Here is a 17282-nt window from a genome sequence, read left to right as displayed (position 1 = left end):
GGAGCTTATCCGTTTCCCTTTAAGAAATCACGTCCCCCGTAGCAATAGCTGAGGCCCATGGCTGATCTTAAGCTATCCGGCTTGGAGGTCGTGCACTTGGTCGATGAGCTTTTGAAGCTTGGCGACGGCGTGGTGACGCTGGTCGGGGGTCATGCGCTCGTCAATGGCCAGGGTGATGGCTTTGGCATTTGCGCGCATTTGGCGGACGGCATGTAGATAGGACCGGGGAGCGGTCTGGTCAGGGTAGACAAACATGGTGCGGAGTTCTCGGGCGATGCGCTCGGGGGTCCTCTCCTGATGGAGGAGAATGAGAAGCTCCTGCTGGCGCTGCTGCTGGTACGCGACCCACGCAGGTTGAACATCGGGGAGCGTGAGGCTCCACTCACGGATCTGTGCCTGCTGTTCTTTGGTCAGCGTTCCCAGCCAGTCTTTCACCAACTCGAGGGTGGTCTGCGCCCGCTTCTTCAGGCGCTCGGATTCGGAAACCTGCACGAGGCGCGCGGTTTTGGCGTTGTCCTTCTGCAAAGCCGATTCGAAGGTACGCACCTGCCGGGCATCGACCGAGGCGAGCAGGGCTCCGCTGTCGGCCACAACGCGCTCGAAGAGGTCGGCCCGCAGCCGATCGTAGGCAGCATAGGCCCAATCGATATCCGGCCCCGTGAGTCCTCGCTCGACCCGTTGACGGACCTCCTGAAGGAACGCTTCATACTGCGGCAAGGCCTCGTGGCGATGCTTGTCTAGCAAGGGAGTGAGGCGTTCGGCCAGTTCATGCCGCTGGGTACTATTCAGATCAAAATAATGGTCGGCCTTCCAGAGAATAATGCGGTCGGCAAACCGATAGGCGGTGGTGGTGAACGAGCAGCCGGCGAGGGCCACCACCAGCACGACGAAGCACCATGACCAGCGGTGCAGCCGTCTTCGCCCACTCCTCTCCCCTATCGTCCAATCACTCATCATGGGTACGGATATGTTCTCAAGCAACATGGAATGGAGGTGCTAGGCGAAACCCTTGTACTGGGTCTGACGTGGTGAGCGCCGAAGATTATTGAGATGGGAACAGATGAGCAGGACGCTATGCCGGCGGCTCTCGACTCTCGGTGCTCTTGACCCGTTCGAGAATGACCTCCCAGATCGGGCGAAGCCCTAATCGGTCGGCCCACTCGCCGATATATTTCTGGTCAATGTCTGGTCCGGTAATCTTCAACATCCCGGTGATGTCCCGTAGGTGCTTCTCGGACTCACCGGCTTGGTAATACTCCATTTTCTTGATGATCACGTCTTCGGCGGAGGCAAACGTCGCTGGATACGTCTCCACGGGCCGTAGTCTTCTTGCTCTCGCGAATCGACTGTGATCGAACGGCGTATCTCGGCCAACAATGACGTCGACTTTCAAGCCTGACGCCGGATGAATGATGTTGAACTGTCCCTGGCGAGCAATGGCGTCCTGAACGGCGTCCCCGCTCAGATAGAATGTTGATGGAGGAAAGGCGGCAATCAGTGGAGCCACATGTTGCGGCTCAATGCCGGCCACAAGATCGATGTCGTTCGTGAGGCGTGGCTCGCCGTAGGCCATGGAGGCGACGGACCCTGTAACAAGGTAGGGAATCCTGAGCCGCTCGAAGGTCAAGACGACCTGTTCGAGCAACTCATACAGCTCCATGCGAGAGTCTCCGTGCCACTTCGCGTTCGATTCGTACGGCGTCCCATTCGGGATGCAATGAGGCCAGCTGTCCCCGTAAGAGCTTTCGTGCGGAACGCCATAAACCAAATCCGATGGCCAACCGTTCCGCCGGCGTTTTGCGTCGCAACACTTCGACCATCACAGGATCAAGTACTTCAATGCGCTGGGGATCAAGCGGGTGATTCTGTCGCCGATCAGGTCTCTCTGGAGCATTCGATGGCATCGTTGGAAAGCATACCCCTTTCTCCATGATAAATCACGCCTCTCCGAATCGGCGAAGTCGTTAAATCGATCACTGGTGGGAAACCTATCCCTCGCAAGACGATCGTGGCCGGACCGTTAGAAATGATAGGCCAGGCCGCCCATGAACCAATTGGTTCGGAGGTCGCCCTCGAAGTGATGATCGGAGAAGTCGACCGTCGCCCGGGCATGTTTGTACTCGGTGAAGAACGCGACATGTTTCGTCAGAAACACCTTCGTGCCGACGAGCACGTTGAACACCGGGTACACGTCGGTTTCGCCTTGAGGCGCCGTACGTAACAGGGAGACGCCGATGCCACCACCGACTCCGATGTACGGCTGAATGCGTGAACCCGGATAGCGCGCGATGACGTTCACGGTCATGTGGTTGACCGAGAGGCCCACGCCCGGCGTTCTGCCGTTCTGCTGAGTGACGCCCAAGATTGGCGCGCTCGCCGTGATGCGCTGCTCCGCGATGTTCGCGTCGCTGTGCGAAAAGTCGAATTCCAGCCCCAGCCAGTTGAGATTGCCGTTGAAGAACCGCCCGCCTTTAAGGCCGAAGGCTGCTTGGTTATTGAGGTCCAGATCATTGGATGTTATCCCGCTGAAATTGCCCGTTCCCCGCACGTTGGCCAGATCCTGGGGGAATTGGTACCCGCCTTGACCGGCGATGTACCACTCGGCTCGACTCACCTCAGACCAGGCAAGGGTACACCAACCCAGCACGAGCAAACAGACAAACAGGGATCGACGACTCACGATACACCTCCTGTTAGGCTTCACACGACGCGACGCAGGGACGTACTATAGTCGAATGACACGCAGCGTTCTTACAGACCCGTTAGTTCCGACCTGCGATAACTGTGAAGCACTACGGTGTATTGAGGAGTTCGAGGATGAGTTCCTAAACCGGAGGGAGTCTTCAATGCCGGTTGGTCGACTGTGGCTGTGGATAAATGGCGCCCCTTAACGACCTAAGTCGATCCGACTTCTTGCGCCGGGAGAATTTCATATTTCAGAAGGTTTTGCCGATTGGCTGATGCGAGCGAATTCTTTGAGAAACTCTTCTTGATCCTTCTTCTCAGCAGTACGGGTTCGGATCTTGTCATTTAAATCGCGCTGGCCGGTCATGTCCGAGTTCTTGAGCTGTTCGATCCAGCCGTACAATTGCCGAGAGATACTCAGGCAGTTGGATTTCAGATCACCGATTACAGATTTCCGAGAGGAGAAGCTCGGAATGCGTTCAAGAAGACACAACGTCGAGCGACAGCGCGGCGCGCTCCAGTTGGTCGCGTAATCCTGTGTGGCCTCGAAAGGCTTGATGTTCAGTGAGGATGTATGTGCGGCGAGCGAGGTCGATGGCGGCTTGCGACACCGGAAGGTCTTCGAAGGACTTGTACTTCATCGATGCCTATGACAAATCGAAGATCTCAGATCTCACATGGCAGATTTCAGCATGACACTTTTCTTCTCCAGCATCTGAGATCTGCTCATTTGAAATGTGAGATTGACTCCTCCGTGTCGATCGCCCGCGATGCAGCGGAGATTCGGCCGGCGTCGGTGAATGCGGAGCTTGCCCTTTTCCGCCTGAGAAAGCAGCTCCCGATTGAAGGAAGTTCCGAGCCGGGCTTCGGCGAAAGTGAGTCCTCACGTCGGAATGTCGCGGGTCCCGTCGTAGGAGGTGCGGGCTTGGAACGAGAGCTTGACGATGTCGCCGTCCTGGACGGGCGAATCTTCCGTTCCGATCTTCTTGTTGACGGTAATGAGCGCTTCGCGGCTCTTGATGTATTGAAGCACCGGTCCCAGTTGCTCAGGGTTCGCCTCGATCAGCTGCTTCACCGTGGTGGGACCTGCCACGGCAACTTCGAGCTCATACTCATCGACAGCCGCGCGTAACGTCTGACCGAATATCTGTACAGAAACCATCGAATCCTCTCAGCTCTTCTCGCCTTCGGCGGCTCGATAGGCATCCTGCAGCAACTGAGCGACGTGTTTGACTTCGACAGCCTCCCCCAATCCGTTCTTCAACTGGATCATGCACGCCGGGCAACTCGTCGCCACCACGTCGGCGTCTGTTTGTGAAATCGCACGGGCCTTGCGTTCGAAGATCTTCTGCGACGTGTCGTAGTCCTTCACCACATAGGTTCCCGCGCCGCCGGCGCACCGGTCGGCGTCCTGCATCTCCACGAAATCGACGCCGGGCAAGGACGATAGAATCTGGCGCGGCTCTTTCGTCACCCCGGCAGCCCGAAGATGGCAGGACGAATGATACGTCACGCGCTTCGTGCCTCCGTCCGCTTTGGCCGTGGCGGGATGTTGAGAAGAACGGGCGACGAATTCAGAAATATGCACCACCTTCTTGGCCAATGCTTCAGCTTGGCGGCGTTCCGGTCCGTCCGGGAAGAGCGTGGGATAGTCCTTCAGCATCAACGTGCATGAGGCGCAGCCGGTCACGATCGTTTCATACGGAGCGAACGAGCGAAGGTTGAATCGCGCTCCCTCGCGCGCAAGATCGGCGTGACCGTAGGTTTGAATCGGAGTTCCCGAGCAGCGTTGAGGCGGCAGAGCCGGCTCGACTCCATGTTTCTTCAACACTTCGATCACTGCATCCCCCACTCCATCGTCGAAATAGTTGGCGGCGCAGCCATGGAAATAGGCCACCGGCCGGGCCGGCGAAGCGTCTGTCCCACCGGGGATCAAATGCGCATACCGCTCACGCAAGTGCCGTGGGGCCAGTTTCGGCAATACGAGGTCGTGCGGCAAACGTGCCGTCGGGGCCAAGGCCTTCATGATCGGCCCCGTGATCCGTTCAATCAGTTTCCTCAAGAAGGGACGATCCCAGATGTGCTGCGTGCTTCCCAGGAACCGCAACAATGATTCAAAGGCCGCACCCTGCGCCTGCCGCCTGAAGATCCAGCCGGCCAACCGGTTCGGATGCTCCGCCCGCTTCTGAAGAATCAGATCGGAGACGTCCACCCCCGCCGGACAGATGGTGCGGCAGGATTTGCAGTTCAGACAGGCTTCCACCACCCGCTTCGAGTTGAGGTAGCTGTAATCCTTGGCGGTGACGATCTCGAACCAGCCCCGTGAGCTCATGTCCTCGGATTGAAAGACATCGTACACGGGGCAGACCGAATTGCACTTGGCGCAGGTCGCGCAGGACTTCGACAATCTGGTGTAGTCGATATGTTCGGTGAAAGGGACCTCGCTCAGTTTGATGCCGGGATTGAGCACATTCCCGGGATCGAACGACTTTTTGACCTGCACAAAGAGGTCGTAGAGTTCCTCGCCGAACATGGTTTTGACGAACTCGGCGCGGACACGGCCGTCACCATGTTCTCCGCAGATCGAGCCGCCGAACCGATTCAGCACGGTGGCATGGACTTCCTGATACGCGTGCACCATCTTCTGGAAATCGCCGGAGTCGTTCACGTCCAACAGGGGAACGATATGCGCATTGCCGTTTCCGATATGGCCGAAGATCGCGACCGGCACCCGTTGCCCATCGAAGAACTCCTCCAGGTACCGGATCAGCTCGCTGATGCGTTCAGCCGGCACGACGACGTCATCGACGAAATTGATCGGCTTCTTTTTGGGATCGAATCGATAGAGGGTCGGGTACAGCGCCTTCCGCGCTTTCCAGAGCTGCTCCCGGCGTTCGGCATCGAACGCCAGCGTCGGCTCCGACGCCAGCTTGTAGGGCCGGCAGACGGAAGCCATGGCGTCGGCCCGCTCGCGCAGATCGACGTCGAGGGAATCCGCATCCAATTCGATCAATAACGTCGCCGCCGCGTCAGCCGGAATGCCGTGTTTTCCTCGGCCGATCAAGTTGAGCGTGTTGGCATCCATGACTTCCAAGGCGCTGGGCCGGAGCGTCAAAAGCCGCGGCACGGCCTCGCCGACTTCTTCGAGACTCTGAAAATGAATGAGCGCGGTCAACGTGGACTTGGGCTTGTCGACCAACGTGAGCCTGGCTTCGCTCATCACGCCCAGTGTCCCTTCGCTCCCGACAAAGAGTTTAGGAAGATCGAAGGAGCCCCGGGCAAGTGCCTCGGCCAACCCAAACAGATTGTACCCGCAACTATTTTTGCTGACCGTGGGCCGCTTCGCGGCGATGAGATCCGCATGGGCCTGCGTCATGACCAGGACATCACGCAGAGCCGGTTCCGTTGTCAGGAGGCGCTCGAGCGAGGGATCGTCGAGGGCATAGGCTCGCGCCTCGATCCACGTCGACGAAGTCAGACAGAGCCGGAGACTTTGGACATTGTCCTTCACCGACCCGTACCGCAAGGTATGAGGTCCGGACGAATTATTGGCGACCATGCCGCCCAGCTTGCACATGTCCCCGCTCGACGGGTCCGGCCCGAACAGCAGGCCCTGCAAGCCGAGCTGCTTGTTCAACTCGGCTAAGACGATCCCGGGCTGCACCCGGGCCCACCGCTCTTCCCGATTCACTTCAAGGATTCGATTGAGACGCGACACATCGAGGATGATACCGGAGCCGATGGCGGACCCGGTCAGATTCGTCCCGGCCGCCCTAGGCGTGAGTGGAATCCCTCGAGAGACGGCATAGGCAACGGTCGCGGCGATATCATCCTCGGACTCGACCAGCACGACCGCCTGGGGAGGAATCCGATAGATGCTGGCATCCACGGCATACGCCGTGATCGTGGGGACGTCGTCTTTGACTTTCTCGGCGCCCAACAGCGCGCGAAGATCATGGGCGACGGCGCGACTTTTCGTCGGCACAATCAAAGTGGGTGAAGCCGTCATAAACGTTCGTGCATCTTAGCCTGCGGACTCTTCGAAGCACCAGCATTGTCGGTCGCCATCAAATTCTCCTACAATGGGCGTGCCTATGGAGCGTCCGACTCTCTATATCACACGCTTGTTGCCTCGACCGGTGCTCGACGCCATCCCTGGACAGTATCGGCTGCTGGCCGAACCAACGGATCGGCCGCCGACGGAGCAGGAGCTGCACCGAGGCTTTGCCCAAGCCCAGGCAGTGATCTGCACTCTGACGGATCGGATCGATGCCTCGATACTGTCCCAGGCCGCGAACGTGAAAATCATCGCCAACTTTGCCGTGGGCTACAACAACATCGATCTCCCTGCCGCTGCCGAGCGCGGCATCGTCGTCACCAATACACCAGACGTCCTCACCGATGCCACCGCTGATCTGACCTGGGCGCTCCTGCTCGCGCTGACGAGGCGGCTCGTTGAAGGAGATGCCTGGGTGCGAACCGGGAAGTGGCCGGGATGGACACCGACACAGATGCTGGGTGCCGACGTGTCGGGGAAAACGCTGGGCATCATCGGCATGGGGCGGATCGGACAGGCGGTCGCGCAACGGGCGGCCGGGTTTCGGATGCCGGTGATCTATGCCGGCCGTCAGAATGTTTCAAGCCCGCCCGGCGTCTCATGGACCCGGCGCTCCCTCGATGAAGTCGTCGCGGAGTCGGATGTTCTTTCGCTCCATGTGCCGCTCAACGAGTCCACTCGCCATCTCATCGACCGGCGCAAGCTCGCGCTGATGAAGCCGACTGCATTTCTCATCAACACGTCGCGCGGCCCGGTCGTCGACGAGTCCGCCTTGGTGTCGGCGCTTGAGGCAGGAACCATCGCCGGTGCCGGGCTGGACGTGTATGAACAGGAACCGGTTGTCCCCGCCGGATTGATCTCGCTGCCGAACATCGTGCTGCTCCCCCATCTGGGATCAGCCACGCTCGGGACTCGAGTCCGTATGGGACTCATCTGCCTGGACAATATTGCGGCGGTGTTGGGAGGGAGGCCGGCGCCGAATCGTGTGACGTAACGTGTGAGGGCGAAAAGCAGCTGAATCCTACGAGGCGAAGCGAAAACCGACTTCTTGTATCCCTGGCCGCGCCTTCAGAGCGGCCAACCGTTGCGGGACGTCATGAAACGAGGGAATGGACTGAAACGCGTGGACAGCCTTTTCCCACTGTTCTTCAGCCTCATACAATAAGCCCAACTCATAGCGAATCGCTTGCCCCTTGGCCCCTTGGCACCGTGGATCGGCCAAGACGGTTTCCAAGCCCTGGATCGCTTGGGCGATGGATCGCTCCTCTTTGAGACACACCGCCGTCATCAGCGCCGAATCGAGATAGAACGAATCGGTGTTCATCGATACCTGAAATTCTGCTTTGGCTTCTCCGTACAATCCCATGTTCTTGTACGCCACACCGATGGCATAGTGCGCTTCATAGTCAGGCGGCGGCGCGGCCGGTTCGACCGCAGTCTGAACGCTGCAGGGTTCGGCCGGATGCGGCGCCGAGACTTCGTCCGATTGTCCCTCGCCTTGTCTCATGGAAACCGGCTGCTCACTCGCCATCACGTCCCGCTCGGGCTGGACGGCCTCCGACATGTGCTGAAGCTCCGGCTCGTGAACAGCTTCCAATGGTTCCACGTGTGTCTGTGGACTATGGTCCCCGACAAACGACCCGCTGTCGTTCGGCGCCGTACCCGCCGCTGAACATTCCTGGTCTTCCTGAATCCGATCGCCTGCACGGTCCGCGTGGACGGCGTCCGATTCAGCCGGAAGGGATTCGGCATCAGCGGACCGGCTCTGATCTTTCGTGGATCCTCCCCTCATCCTCTCCGCCAGCTGATGGACCAAGTTCTCATCGTTCGACAGCGAGCGCACCTTGTCAAAAAGTTCTTCGTGGAGGCTTTCCATGCCAGGCTCCGGATGTTCCAACAACAGTTCGATGGCCCTGGCATAGTGGCGCGCGGCCTCCGCGCGATCTCCTTTTTCTTCGTGCAGCTCGCCCTTCAACTCCAGTAAGGGCACCGAGTTCGGCTCCGCAGACAAAAACTCCTGAATCAGCGATTCGGCCAGCATCAGGTCTTGCGCCCTGAGCGCCGCGCCGGCCAGGAAGCGGTATTCTCCAAGCGCCACCTGCACGTCCCCGCGCTGCAAGTGCAACCGCGCGAGCAGTTGGCAGACCTGGGGGTTCCCCGGCTCTCTCGTGAGCATTTGATTCAAGATGGCCTCGGCGCCGGCGAACTGTCCCTCATCGATTCTCCTGGTCGCTTCCGCCAGGAGGTCAAGCGGCTCTGAGGATTTCTGCGCCGGCGCGGAGGACGCCGGTTTGACGGCCTTGATCTGCCCGGTTCCACCTTTCTTCAGGCTTTCCACGAACTGGGTGGCTTCGCTGTTCGCCGGATCGATTCTCAGCACGGCGAGGTATGCGTCTTTGGCCTCGTCGTATCGCCCTTGCGCCGAGCGCTCGCGACCCAATTGGAGATAGACCGTGGTCGCCTCATCCTGTAGATTTTCTTGAACACAGAGTTCGGCGACACGCTGCTGCGCGCTCAGATTCGAAGGATCGTGGACGACGATCTTTTTGTAGATCTCGAGCGCGTCTTTCCCGCGCCGTTCCTTCAGATAATATTTCCCCAACGTGAGGTAATCCTGCACCGCACTGCTCACCAACCCGCGTTCGATGTTCAGGTCGCCGAGATGGCGATACACTTCATACCGCGTGGGATCGCACTTGAGGACTTTCTTGAATGCGGCGATCGCTTTGAGGGTGGCGCCCTCCGTCCTAAATGCCGCGGCGGCCTGAAGAAACGAGGCGGAGGCCTCAGAGGAAGCGTTTCGCTTCAATTGCAAGTCACCGATGGAATTGTGAATGGTGCCGTCGGCCGGGGTTTCGACGGCCAGCTTTTTCCATTCGGCAATCGCCGCGTCATACTGTCCGCGGGACGCCAGGAGCTGGGCTTGCTGGAGAACGCGACTTCGATCCGGGGGCACGACAGACCTCCAAGGACGGAACAGCCAAACGCTAACAGTGTCAGTGCGATTTGTCGAGAAAATGGCGGAATCAGGCCGGAAGCGATCCGGGCGGAAGACGACGTTTCTTCCGCCCGGATGAGGAGGCTCTCTCGCCGGATCAGGCGAGACGATTACGATGCAGCGATAGCCGCTTTGAGCACGTTGGCGGCTTGAGGGCCCTTGGCCCCCTGCACGATATCAAATTCGACGTTTTCACCTTCCTTGAGGGTCTTGAACCCATCTCCTTGCAACGCAGAGTAGTGGACGAAGACATCTTCTCCGCTATCCAGCCGGATGAATCCAAACCCTTTCCGATCGTTGAACCACTTGACCGTTCCTTTTGTCTTCACAGAACCCCTCCTTTTTTCAACAACTACGCGTAGTTGCGTAGCGTCACCCACACAATCGTTCTGCAGTTCGAAAACGGAGAATAGATTGGACAAAAATTCGGCGGGGAGAAACGGACGGGCACCTGAAGGAGTGATACATCGCTCACGGAACCCATCATTTGTGAAGAAAGTCGCGGAGCATGTAACATAGGGCTGGTGCGCTGTCAAGCGAATCTTTAGGGAACAGACTTTCTCCTGTGTTTACAAGGGAGAAGGACTTCCCTATAGTGTGCCCAATCTTCTCCTCCCCAGAAACTCTGTGATTTTACGAACGCTCCTCGATCGCTACATCTTCACGGAACTCCTTTCCCCGTTTGGCCTCAGCCTCGGCGCGCTCTGTTTTGTCATGTTGACCAGGGAGCTGTTGCGTCTCGTCGAACTCCTGGTCTCCAAGGGAGTCGGCTTCTGGGCGGTCCTCAAAGTGATTGCCATGCTGCTCCCGTCAGGTCTGGTGCTGACGCTCCCCATCGCCGGACTCATCGCGTCGGTCACGGCCTTCGGCCGGTTGTCCTACGACAAAGAATTGGTGGCCATGCGCGCGGCCGGGTTGAGCCTGTTCCGTCTCTCACAGCCGGTCCTGCTCTTCTCCCTGTGTGTGTTTACGCTGACGTTGGTCTTGTCTCAATGGGGACAGCCGTGGAGTTCCCTGAATTTGAAGAAGGTGGCCCTCAATCTGCTGAAAGACCAACTCGTGCTGGCGTTGGAACGAGGGACGTTCAACGAACCGATCCCGCACATGATGATTTATGTCCCGGAAGGTGAACAGGGCAGTCCTGCGGCCGGCATCTTTATCTCGGACGAACGACTTCCCCGCGAGCCGAGAGTCATCGTGGCGGAGCAATACCAAGTATTCATGGATTCGGAGCATGAGCAGGTCGCGCTTCGGCTGGTGAACGGAGTGATTCACAGCCAACCGCGCCAGATCGATCAATACCGGCAGATCGCCTTCGCCAGCTACGACATCAAGATCAACTTGAACCTCAGCAGCTATTCGGCCACGGAGGAGCGTCCCTCCTACGATCAAATCATGGCACGACTGGCGGAAACCGGCGGCAAGGATGCCGGCGCCCTTCGGCGCCTGATGGAATACTACAAAGACCTGGCGTTTCCGACCGCGTCGCTCGTGTTCTGCCTGCTCGGAGTGCCGGTCGGCATCGTCTCGAAACGGTCCGGCCGCATCGGGGGGTTTGCCGTCGGCGTCGGCATCATCATCGCGTTCTACATTCTGAACGTCGGCTGCGATTTCCTGGTCACGGCATTGATCCTCCCTCCGTTTGCGGGCGCCTGGCTGCCGAATATCATTTTTGTCGTCATCACCGGCATCATGTTTTTCCGGATGAGCAGGCAATAGCATCATGACGATTCTGTTCCGCTATATCCTCCGCGAATACTCGAAAATCTTCGGGATGTGCTTTTCCGGCTTGGTCACCATCTACCTGGTCATCGACTTTTTCGAGAAAGTCCGCCGGTTTCTTCGCTACGACTCCGGAATCGTCCCGATCCTGATCTATTTCGCGCTCAAGATTCCCTCGATTTCGTTTCAAGTCGCGCCGTTCGCCATCCTCGTCGCGACCCTGTTGACGCTCGGCTTACTCGCCCGCAGCAATGAAATTACAGCCATGCGCAGCTGCGGGGTCAGCCTGCTGTGGATGTGCTCGCCCTTTCTGCTCTTCGCCAGCGGTGTGTCGCTGGTGCTGCTTGTGTTCAGCTCGACCGTGATTCCGCTGGCCTCGGAAAAGGCCGAAGAAGTCCGCGTGATCCGGATCGAGCAGAAGCCGGCCCCCGTGACCGTCACGGCCACCCAGCCGTGGGCCCGCGTCAGTGCCAACGGCTTGATGAAGGTCAGTGAAATTGATACCGCGGGCAAAACCCTTCGAGGGGTTCGTATTTTCTATTTCCGTCCTCCGTTCCAACTCGATCGAATCACCGAAGCGGATGAAGCCCGTTATACTCCTGAAGGCTGGATTCTGCTGAACGGCAACCATCGCCGGTTTCACCCTGACGACACCGCGGACGTGACGCAGTTCACCGAACAGGCGATCAGCATTCCGCTGATTCCCGATGATTTCTCCAGCTCGCTCCTCGGAAACTCGGAAACCATGACCTTTCGAGAGATCCAAAACTATCTGGGCCGATTTCGGAACGAAGGATTCTCGTTCACACGTCTGCTGACGGACTACTATGGCCGTGTGGCTTTCCCGCTTGTCACGGTCGTCATGGTGCTCGTCGGCATTGCGTTGAGCCTACGGCGAAGCGGCGTCCGGGGAGGCAGCATGGCCGTCGGGATCGGCCAGGCGTTCATTGTCGGATTCTGCTATTGGACCACCCACTCCGTGGCGATCGCGCTCGGACGTGGAGGAGTCTTGGCGCCCATACTCGCCGGATGGATGGCCAATGCGCTGTTCCTCAGCTTCGGCCTCTATCTGTTGTTGAAAGTTCGCCATTGAGGGACGGTTTCCTAGTTGACTGTACACCTGTCTTCCGGTATGAAAGGCGTTTCAAGTGCTTAAAGGAGAGAGAAAACCATGCCCTCGCGCGTAGTGATTACCGGCCTCGGGGTCGTGTCTCCCCTCGGAATCGGAGTCAGTGAATTCTGGAAGTCGGCCCTTGCGGGCCGTTCAGGAATCACGGCGATCCCTTCACTTGGGTGGTTTCCCATGTCCGGCTATCGTTCCCGGGTGGCCGGCCAAGTCCATAACTTTTCACCGGAGCAGTATTTGACACCCACACAAGCCAGCCGTGTGGATCGTTACGCCCAATTCGCCTTGGTCTCCGCCAAGGAAGCCCTGGCCGATGCCGACCTCAGCATGGCGAAGGAGGCTCCTCATCGCGTCGGGGTGATCGTCGGAGCCGGAATGGGCGGGATGGTGATGGGAGAGCGTGAAATCACGCAGCTCTTTAAGACCCAACGACCGCACCGCGTGCATCCGAATTTCATACCGACTATTACGCTGAATTCCGCCTCGGGCATCGTCGCCATGGCGCATGGCGCCAAAGGGCCGAATCTCACCATCTCAACGGCTTGTTCGTCCAGTGCCCACGCGCTGGGTCAGGCTCTTCACTGTATTCGAACCGGACAGGCCGATGTGGTCATCGCCGTCGGCGCGGATGCGAGCATCACCCCATTGGTCTTTGCCGGATTTTGCTCCTTGCGCGCCCTCTCCAGCGAGTTCAATGATGCTCCGGAGCGGGCATCGCGCCCCTTCGACCGGCGCCGCGACGGATTCGTCATGGGCGAAGGCGCCGCGACGTTGATCGTCGAATCATGGGCGCACGCCAAAAAACGGAAAGCGAGAGTCTACGCGGAGCTCGCCGGATACGCCGCCACCAGCGAAGCCTATCACATGGTCATTCCCCAGGAAGACGGCCAGGAAATCTGCACCACGATGAAGATCGGTCTGGAATCGGCTGGCATCGCTCCGGATCAGGTCGACTACATTAACGCCCATGCCACGTCCACGACGATCGGTGATGCCGTCGAAACCAAGGCCATCAGAAGTCTGTTCAAGAGTCGCGCAGACAAGCTCTCGGTGAATGCCACCAAGTCGCTCATCGGCCACACGCTGGGCGCGGCGGGCGCGCTTGGAGCGGTGGCGACGACGTTATCGATCCATACCGGGCAGATCCATCCCACGGCCAACTACGAAGAGCCGGACCCCGCCTGCCGCTTGGACGGCATTCGACGCGCGGTCCAAGAGCGAAAGATTCGCTACGCGCTCTTGAACGCATTCGGCTTCGGCAGCAACAATGCCACGGTTGTCTTCAAAAAATTCGTCGCGTAAGAAGACGGTTGCATGATCGTGAGGACCCCTCGCCGAACTCAGATACGATGAGCCTCATTCCACTGAAGGAGTACCCATAATGACTGAACCGACCGACCGCGCAGTGACCGACAAAATCGTTCAAGCTTTGGCCAGCTATCTCAAGCGAGACCCTGCGACGATTACCGAATCACATCATCTCCGAGACGACCTCGGACTCGACTCGGTCGCCATCATCGAACTGCTCTTTGAGATCGAGGAGCGATTCAAACTTCAAATCCCGGATCAGGACCTCCCGGGGTTGAGTACGGTCGGCTCGGTGGCGGCCTACGTCCAACGGCGGCTGGCTGAACCGAAATCCGACGCCGCGCCTGAGTCGGCAAAATCGGCGCCGGCCGCGTCCAAGTCGAAATCCCCCTCGCGCAGGCCGACCTCGGCCAAATCAACTTCCGCGAAGACGGTGAGGGGAAAATCCGTCGCCCCCAAACCCGCCGCCAAACCCGCCGCCAAGAAGTCGAAGAAGGTCTCCGCCGTCGCAGGGAGAACGAAGAAAAAGGTTGCGGCCCGATGAGCGCACCTCAATCACCGTCTTCGATTACACTGGCTCAGATCCACGAGGTCGTCGGAGGCGCGATTCATGGGGACGGCCAAACGCAGATTTCCGGCTTGACGAGCCTGAGTCAGCCCAACCCACATGCCTTGTCGTTCATGACCAACGACAAAATGGCGAAGGACACGACCAACCTGCAAGTGGCGGCTCTGCTGGTTCATCGGCATCAGGCCGATCTTGCGGTCCCTCAGGTCGTCGTCGACAACCCGATGCTGGCCTTTGCCCGCGTGGCGCAGAAATTCTTTGTCCGCTCTCCGGCACCCCGCGGCATCAGCGAACAGGTGACCCGAGGCTCCGATGTGAAGATCGGCGCCGACCCGTCTATCTGGCCGTATGTCACCCTCGGCGACCGCGTCACGATCGGCCAACGGGTGACTCTCTATCCCGGTGTGTTCGTCGGATCAGACTCGACGATCGGCGATGATTGCATCCTGTATCCCAATGTCGTCGTCCGCGAAAGCTGTTCGCTTGGCGCGCGCGTGATCGTGCACAGCGGAACCGTCATCGGAGCCGACGGATTCGGATATGTCCAGCATCAGGGTCGCCATCATAAGATTCCTCAACTCGGCGGCGTCGTCATCGAGGACGATGTCGAACTCGGAGCCAACGTGACGATCGACCGTGCCACGTTCGGACGAACTCTCGTGAAGCAGGGCACGAAAGTCGACAACCTCGTCCAGATTGCCCACAATGTCACAGTGGGAGAGCACTGCATTCTCGTCGCCCAAGTCGGTATCGCCGGCAGCACGACGATCGGCCGCCATGTCATGATCGGTGGACAGGCCGGGCTTTCCGATCATCTGACCATAGGGGATCAAGTGATGATCGCAGCCAAAGCCGGAGTCAATCGCAGCATCGAGTCGAACCAGATCGTCGGAGGAATCCCGGCGATGCCGCGTGAAAAAGCCTTCAAGATTCAGGGAGTCATCTTCCAGCTGCCCGAATTGAAACAACTCGTGCGGGATTTGGAGCAGCGCGTGGCAGAACTTGAAACCCGGGTCAAACGATCTTCACCGCGGGCTTCCGGACCAAAGACCGCCCGTTCAAAGAAGCGCTGACCGCTCACTTCTCCATTTTAATCACTCGCCGCCACAAGAACAGTCTCGCCCAATAAAACCCCGCCCAGGGCATCAAGAGCGCGGGAATCATCTGCACACGCCCATAGGAAAATGCGGCGACGGCGCTTCCTACCAGAAGAACGGTGCCCAGCACATACGCAAACGGAACCAACTGCCGCCCCGGATGATCGATGTCCGGAGGCTCGGAACCCTTTTTGACTTTCCCTTTCTGTCTGTTCAACCCCTGTCTCATGCGCGCGGCCAACACGTTGGGAAATTCCTTCAAGAGGTACCGCTGATACAGGGTTTGCGCGGCGCCCAGTCCGGTACCCGACAGAAACAGTCCCGAGCTTTGATAAAAGGTATCCCAGGTATAGCTGTCGGTGGCGAGCAGTTGGTACCCCAACCCCCCGACGCTCCCGATCAAACAGATGAGCCCCAGAAGGCCGGACGGCATCAGAATGTACATCTTCACGTATTCCTGAGCCTGTTGCATGGTTTGCTGAGGATGCTCAACGGTCACGAGTTTCGGCACGGTATTCCCTTCCAGTTCTGTCAATGCGCCGGTAGCCGGCCACGCATTATAACGATCCCGCGCGCTCCAGCAAAGTGAAGAACGAGGGCCCTGCTAATCGACATCTGTGTTGTGGATAACAGCGGGCGGACCCGATCGTCGCGTTTACGGGGATCTCGACCGATGCGAAAGGCCGGGCAGCTATCGAGGAGAATCCGGGGAAGGTACGACCTTGCGGGTTTCAACGACCCCTTGGATCGTCGATGCGACCGCATCGAGACTTTCAAGGAGCGACGTGAACTGATCGGACACGACCGTCGCCGACGCAGGCGTCTGGCTTTTGGGTGAGGTCTCCCCGAATCTGACACGCCCGACGGCGGGAGGATTGAGTGTCTCGGCGACCGAGATCAACGGAGCGAGGCACAGATCAATCTCATGGGTGACGACTTCGTCGTGCTCCCGCGGCTCATCAACTTTCACGACGGGACGAAGCGGATACCGGCTATTCACTTTAGCGACGATCCCCACGTCTCCGGTCGTCAATCGGACGGTCGTCCCAAGCGGATACACGGATAACTGTTCGACGAGCGCTTTCAGAATCTCACGCGGAAAGGTCTCCCGCTCGGCGACGAGAATCTCCTTGACGGCCTCATGCGGGAGCAACCGGCGACGATACGGGCGTTCGCTGACCAACGCATCGAAGACGTCGGCTACCCCGCAAATCTGAGCCATCTCGTTGATCTGCCTCCCCTTGAGTCGATTGGGATACCCCTGTCCGTTCCATCGTTCGTGAGCCTGGCGCGTCAACTGTGCCAGCCAGTGGTAGGCCGGGCCGCATTTGACGATGACCTGATAACCGAGCTCGGGATGTTGCTCAATGAGCGTCCGTTCTTCATGCGTCAATCGGCCGCTCTTGGCGACCAACGATTTGGGCACGGCGAACAATCCGATATCATGGACGAGGCCGGCCAGCGCCAACTGGTGCAGCTCTTCCCCGTAGTACCCCAGTCCTATTCCTATTTTGGTCCCCAGAACGGCCACATTGATGAGATTCGTAATCAGCGGCGACCCCGAGGGTCCGGAAAGCGCCTCGACCACCAACTCATCATTTCGTTGCAGCGAGGAGACGGCATCCGATGCGAGGTCTTCCAGCCGCTGCAGCGAAAGGGCATGTTGACCCTGCACGGCACTTGCCGCCTCATTCAGGGCCCGGTCCGTCATCTGGTACCAA

17 protein-coding genes are annotated in these 17282 nt (G+C 58.8%); 6 read left to right on the top strand and 11 right to left on the bottom strand.

Features of this window, described 5'->3' with window-relative positions; genetic code table 11:
- Positions 1–72: 72 nt before the first annotated feature.
- From H8K04_09325 to H8K04_09295, 7 genes are all read right to left on the bottom strand, one after another.
- Positions 73–957, bottom strand: coding sequence for a hypothetical protein (locus H8K04_09325; protein ID UVT17703.1), 885 nt, complete (start codon positions 955–957; stop codon positions 73–75).
- A 115-nt stretch (positions 958–1072) separates the two neighbouring features.
- Positions 1073–1660 (bottom strand): hypothetical protein, encoded by a 588-nt coding sequence (locus H8K04_09320; protein UVT17702.1) that lies wholly within the window; start codon positions 1658–1660, stop codon positions 1073–1075.
- Positions 1647–1931, bottom strand: coding sequence for a hypothetical protein (locus tag H8K04_09315; GenBank protein UVT18054.1), 285 nt, complete (start codon positions 1929–1931; stop codon positions 1647–1649). Before H8K04_09315 ends, H8K04_09320 begins: the two co-directional genes overlap by 14 nt.
- 89 nt (positions 1932–2020) lie before the next feature.
- Entirely contained in the window at positions 2021–2680 is a 660-nt protein-coding gene (locus tag H8K04_09310; protein UVT17701.1) for an outer membrane beta-barrel protein, read from the bottom strand.
- Positions 2681–3164: 484 nt separating this feature from the next.
- Positions 3165–3326, bottom strand: a complete 162-nt coding sequence (locus tag H8K04_09305; protein ID UVT17700.1) for a four helix bundle protein — start codon at positions 3324–3326, stop codon at positions 3165–3167.
- Positions 3327–3568: 242 nt separating this feature from the next.
- A complete protein-coding gene (locus H8K04_09300; protein ID UVT17699.1) occupies positions 3569–3847 on the bottom strand; it encodes a MoaD/ThiS family protein in 279 nt (92 codons plus the stop codon).
- A 9-nt stretch (positions 3848–3856) separates the two neighbouring features.
- Complete coding sequence (locus H8K04_09295; GenBank protein UVT17698.1) at positions 3857–6694, bottom strand: FAD-binding oxidoreductase; 2838 nt, start codon at positions 6692–6694, stop codon at positions 3857–3859.
- Between the two features lie 85 nt (positions 6695–6779).
- Here H8K04_09295 and H8K04_09290 point away from each other — a divergent pair, with 85 nt between their 5' ends.
- Complete coding sequence (locus tag H8K04_09290; protein UVT17697.1) at positions 6780–7736, top strand: D-glycerate dehydrogenase; 957 nt, start codon at positions 6780–6782, stop codon at positions 7734–7736.
- Between the two features lie 27 nt (positions 7737–7763).
- On the opposite strand, the gene H8K04_09285 is transcribed toward H8K04_09290, so the two are convergent.
- Together H8K04_09285 and H8K04_09280 are read right to left on the bottom strand one after the other, a co-directional pair.
- Entirely contained in the window at positions 7764–9698 is a 1935-nt protein-coding gene (locus tag H8K04_09285; GenBank protein ID UVT17696.1) for a tetratricopeptide repeat protein, read from the bottom strand.
- A gap of 152 nt (positions 9699–9850) precedes the next feature.
- Positions 9851–10069 (bottom strand): cold shock domain-containing protein, encoded by a 219-nt coding sequence (locus tag H8K04_09280; protein UVT17695.1) that lies wholly within the window; start codon positions 10067–10069, stop codon positions 9851–9853.
- A gap of 298 nt (positions 10070–10367) precedes the next feature.
- On the opposite strand from H8K04_09280, the gene H8K04_09275 reads away from it, so the two are divergent.
- The 5 genes from H8K04_09275 to lpxD all read left to right on the top strand — a co-directional run bounded on the left by H8K04_09275 (position 10368) and on the right by lpxD (position 15537).
- Positions 10368–11459 (top strand): LptF/LptG family permease, encoded by a 1092-nt coding sequence (locus H8K04_09275; GenBank protein ID UVT17694.1) that lies wholly within the window; start codon positions 10368–10370, stop codon positions 11457–11459.
- Between the two features lie 4 nt (positions 11460–11463).
- Positions 11464–12555 carry an LPS export ABC transporter permease LptG gene (lptG, locus tag H8K04_09270; protein ID UVT17693.1) on the top strand — a complete coding sequence of 364 codons (1092 nt, stop codon included), beginning with the start codon at positions 11464–11466 and terminating at the stop codon, positions 12553–12555.
- A 78-nt stretch (positions 12556–12633) separates the two neighbouring features.
- A complete protein-coding gene (fabF, locus tag H8K04_09265; GenBank protein UVT17692.1) occupies positions 12634–13890 on the top strand; it encodes a beta-ketoacyl-ACP synthase II in 1257 nt (418 codons plus the stop codon).
- A gap of 79 nt (positions 13891–13969) precedes the next feature.
- Positions 13970–14440: an acyl carrier protein gene (locus tag H8K04_09260; GenBank protein UVT17691.1), complete on the top strand. Its 471-nt coding sequence runs from the start codon at positions 13970–13972 to the stop codon at positions 14438–14440.
- Positions 14437–15537: a UDP-3-O-(3-hydroxymyristoyl)glucosamine N-acyltransferase gene (gene lpxD, locus H8K04_09255; GenBank protein UVT17690.1), complete on the top strand. Its 1101-nt coding sequence runs from the start codon at positions 14437–14439 to the stop codon at positions 15535–15537. The genes H8K04_09260 and lpxD overlap by 4 nt, the downstream gene beginning before the upstream one ends.
- A 4-nt stretch (positions 15538–15541) precedes the next feature.
- On the opposite strand, the gene H8K04_09250 is transcribed toward lpxD, so the two are convergent.
- Both H8K04_09250 and H8K04_09245 read right to left on the bottom strand, forming a co-directional pair.
- Positions 15542–16072, bottom strand: a complete 531-nt coding sequence (locus H8K04_09250; GenBank protein ID UVT17689.1) for a hypothetical protein — start codon at positions 16070–16072, stop codon at positions 15542–15544.
- Positions 16073–16252: 180 nt separating this feature from the next.
- Positions 16253–17272, bottom strand: coding sequence for an HD domain-containing protein (locus H8K04_09245; GenBank protein UVT17688.1), 1020 nt, complete (start codon positions 17270–17272; stop codon positions 16253–16255).
- Between the last annotated feature and the right edge of the window lie 10 nt (positions 17273–17282).

Source organism: Nitrospira sp., assembly GCA_024760525.1.
Classification (GTDB): domain Bacteria; phylum Nitrospirota; class Nitrospiria; order Nitrospirales; family Nitrospiraceae; genus Nitrospira_D.
Note: the sequence above shows the minus strand (reverse complement) of the source record. Positions and strands in the feature narration are given on the sequence as shown.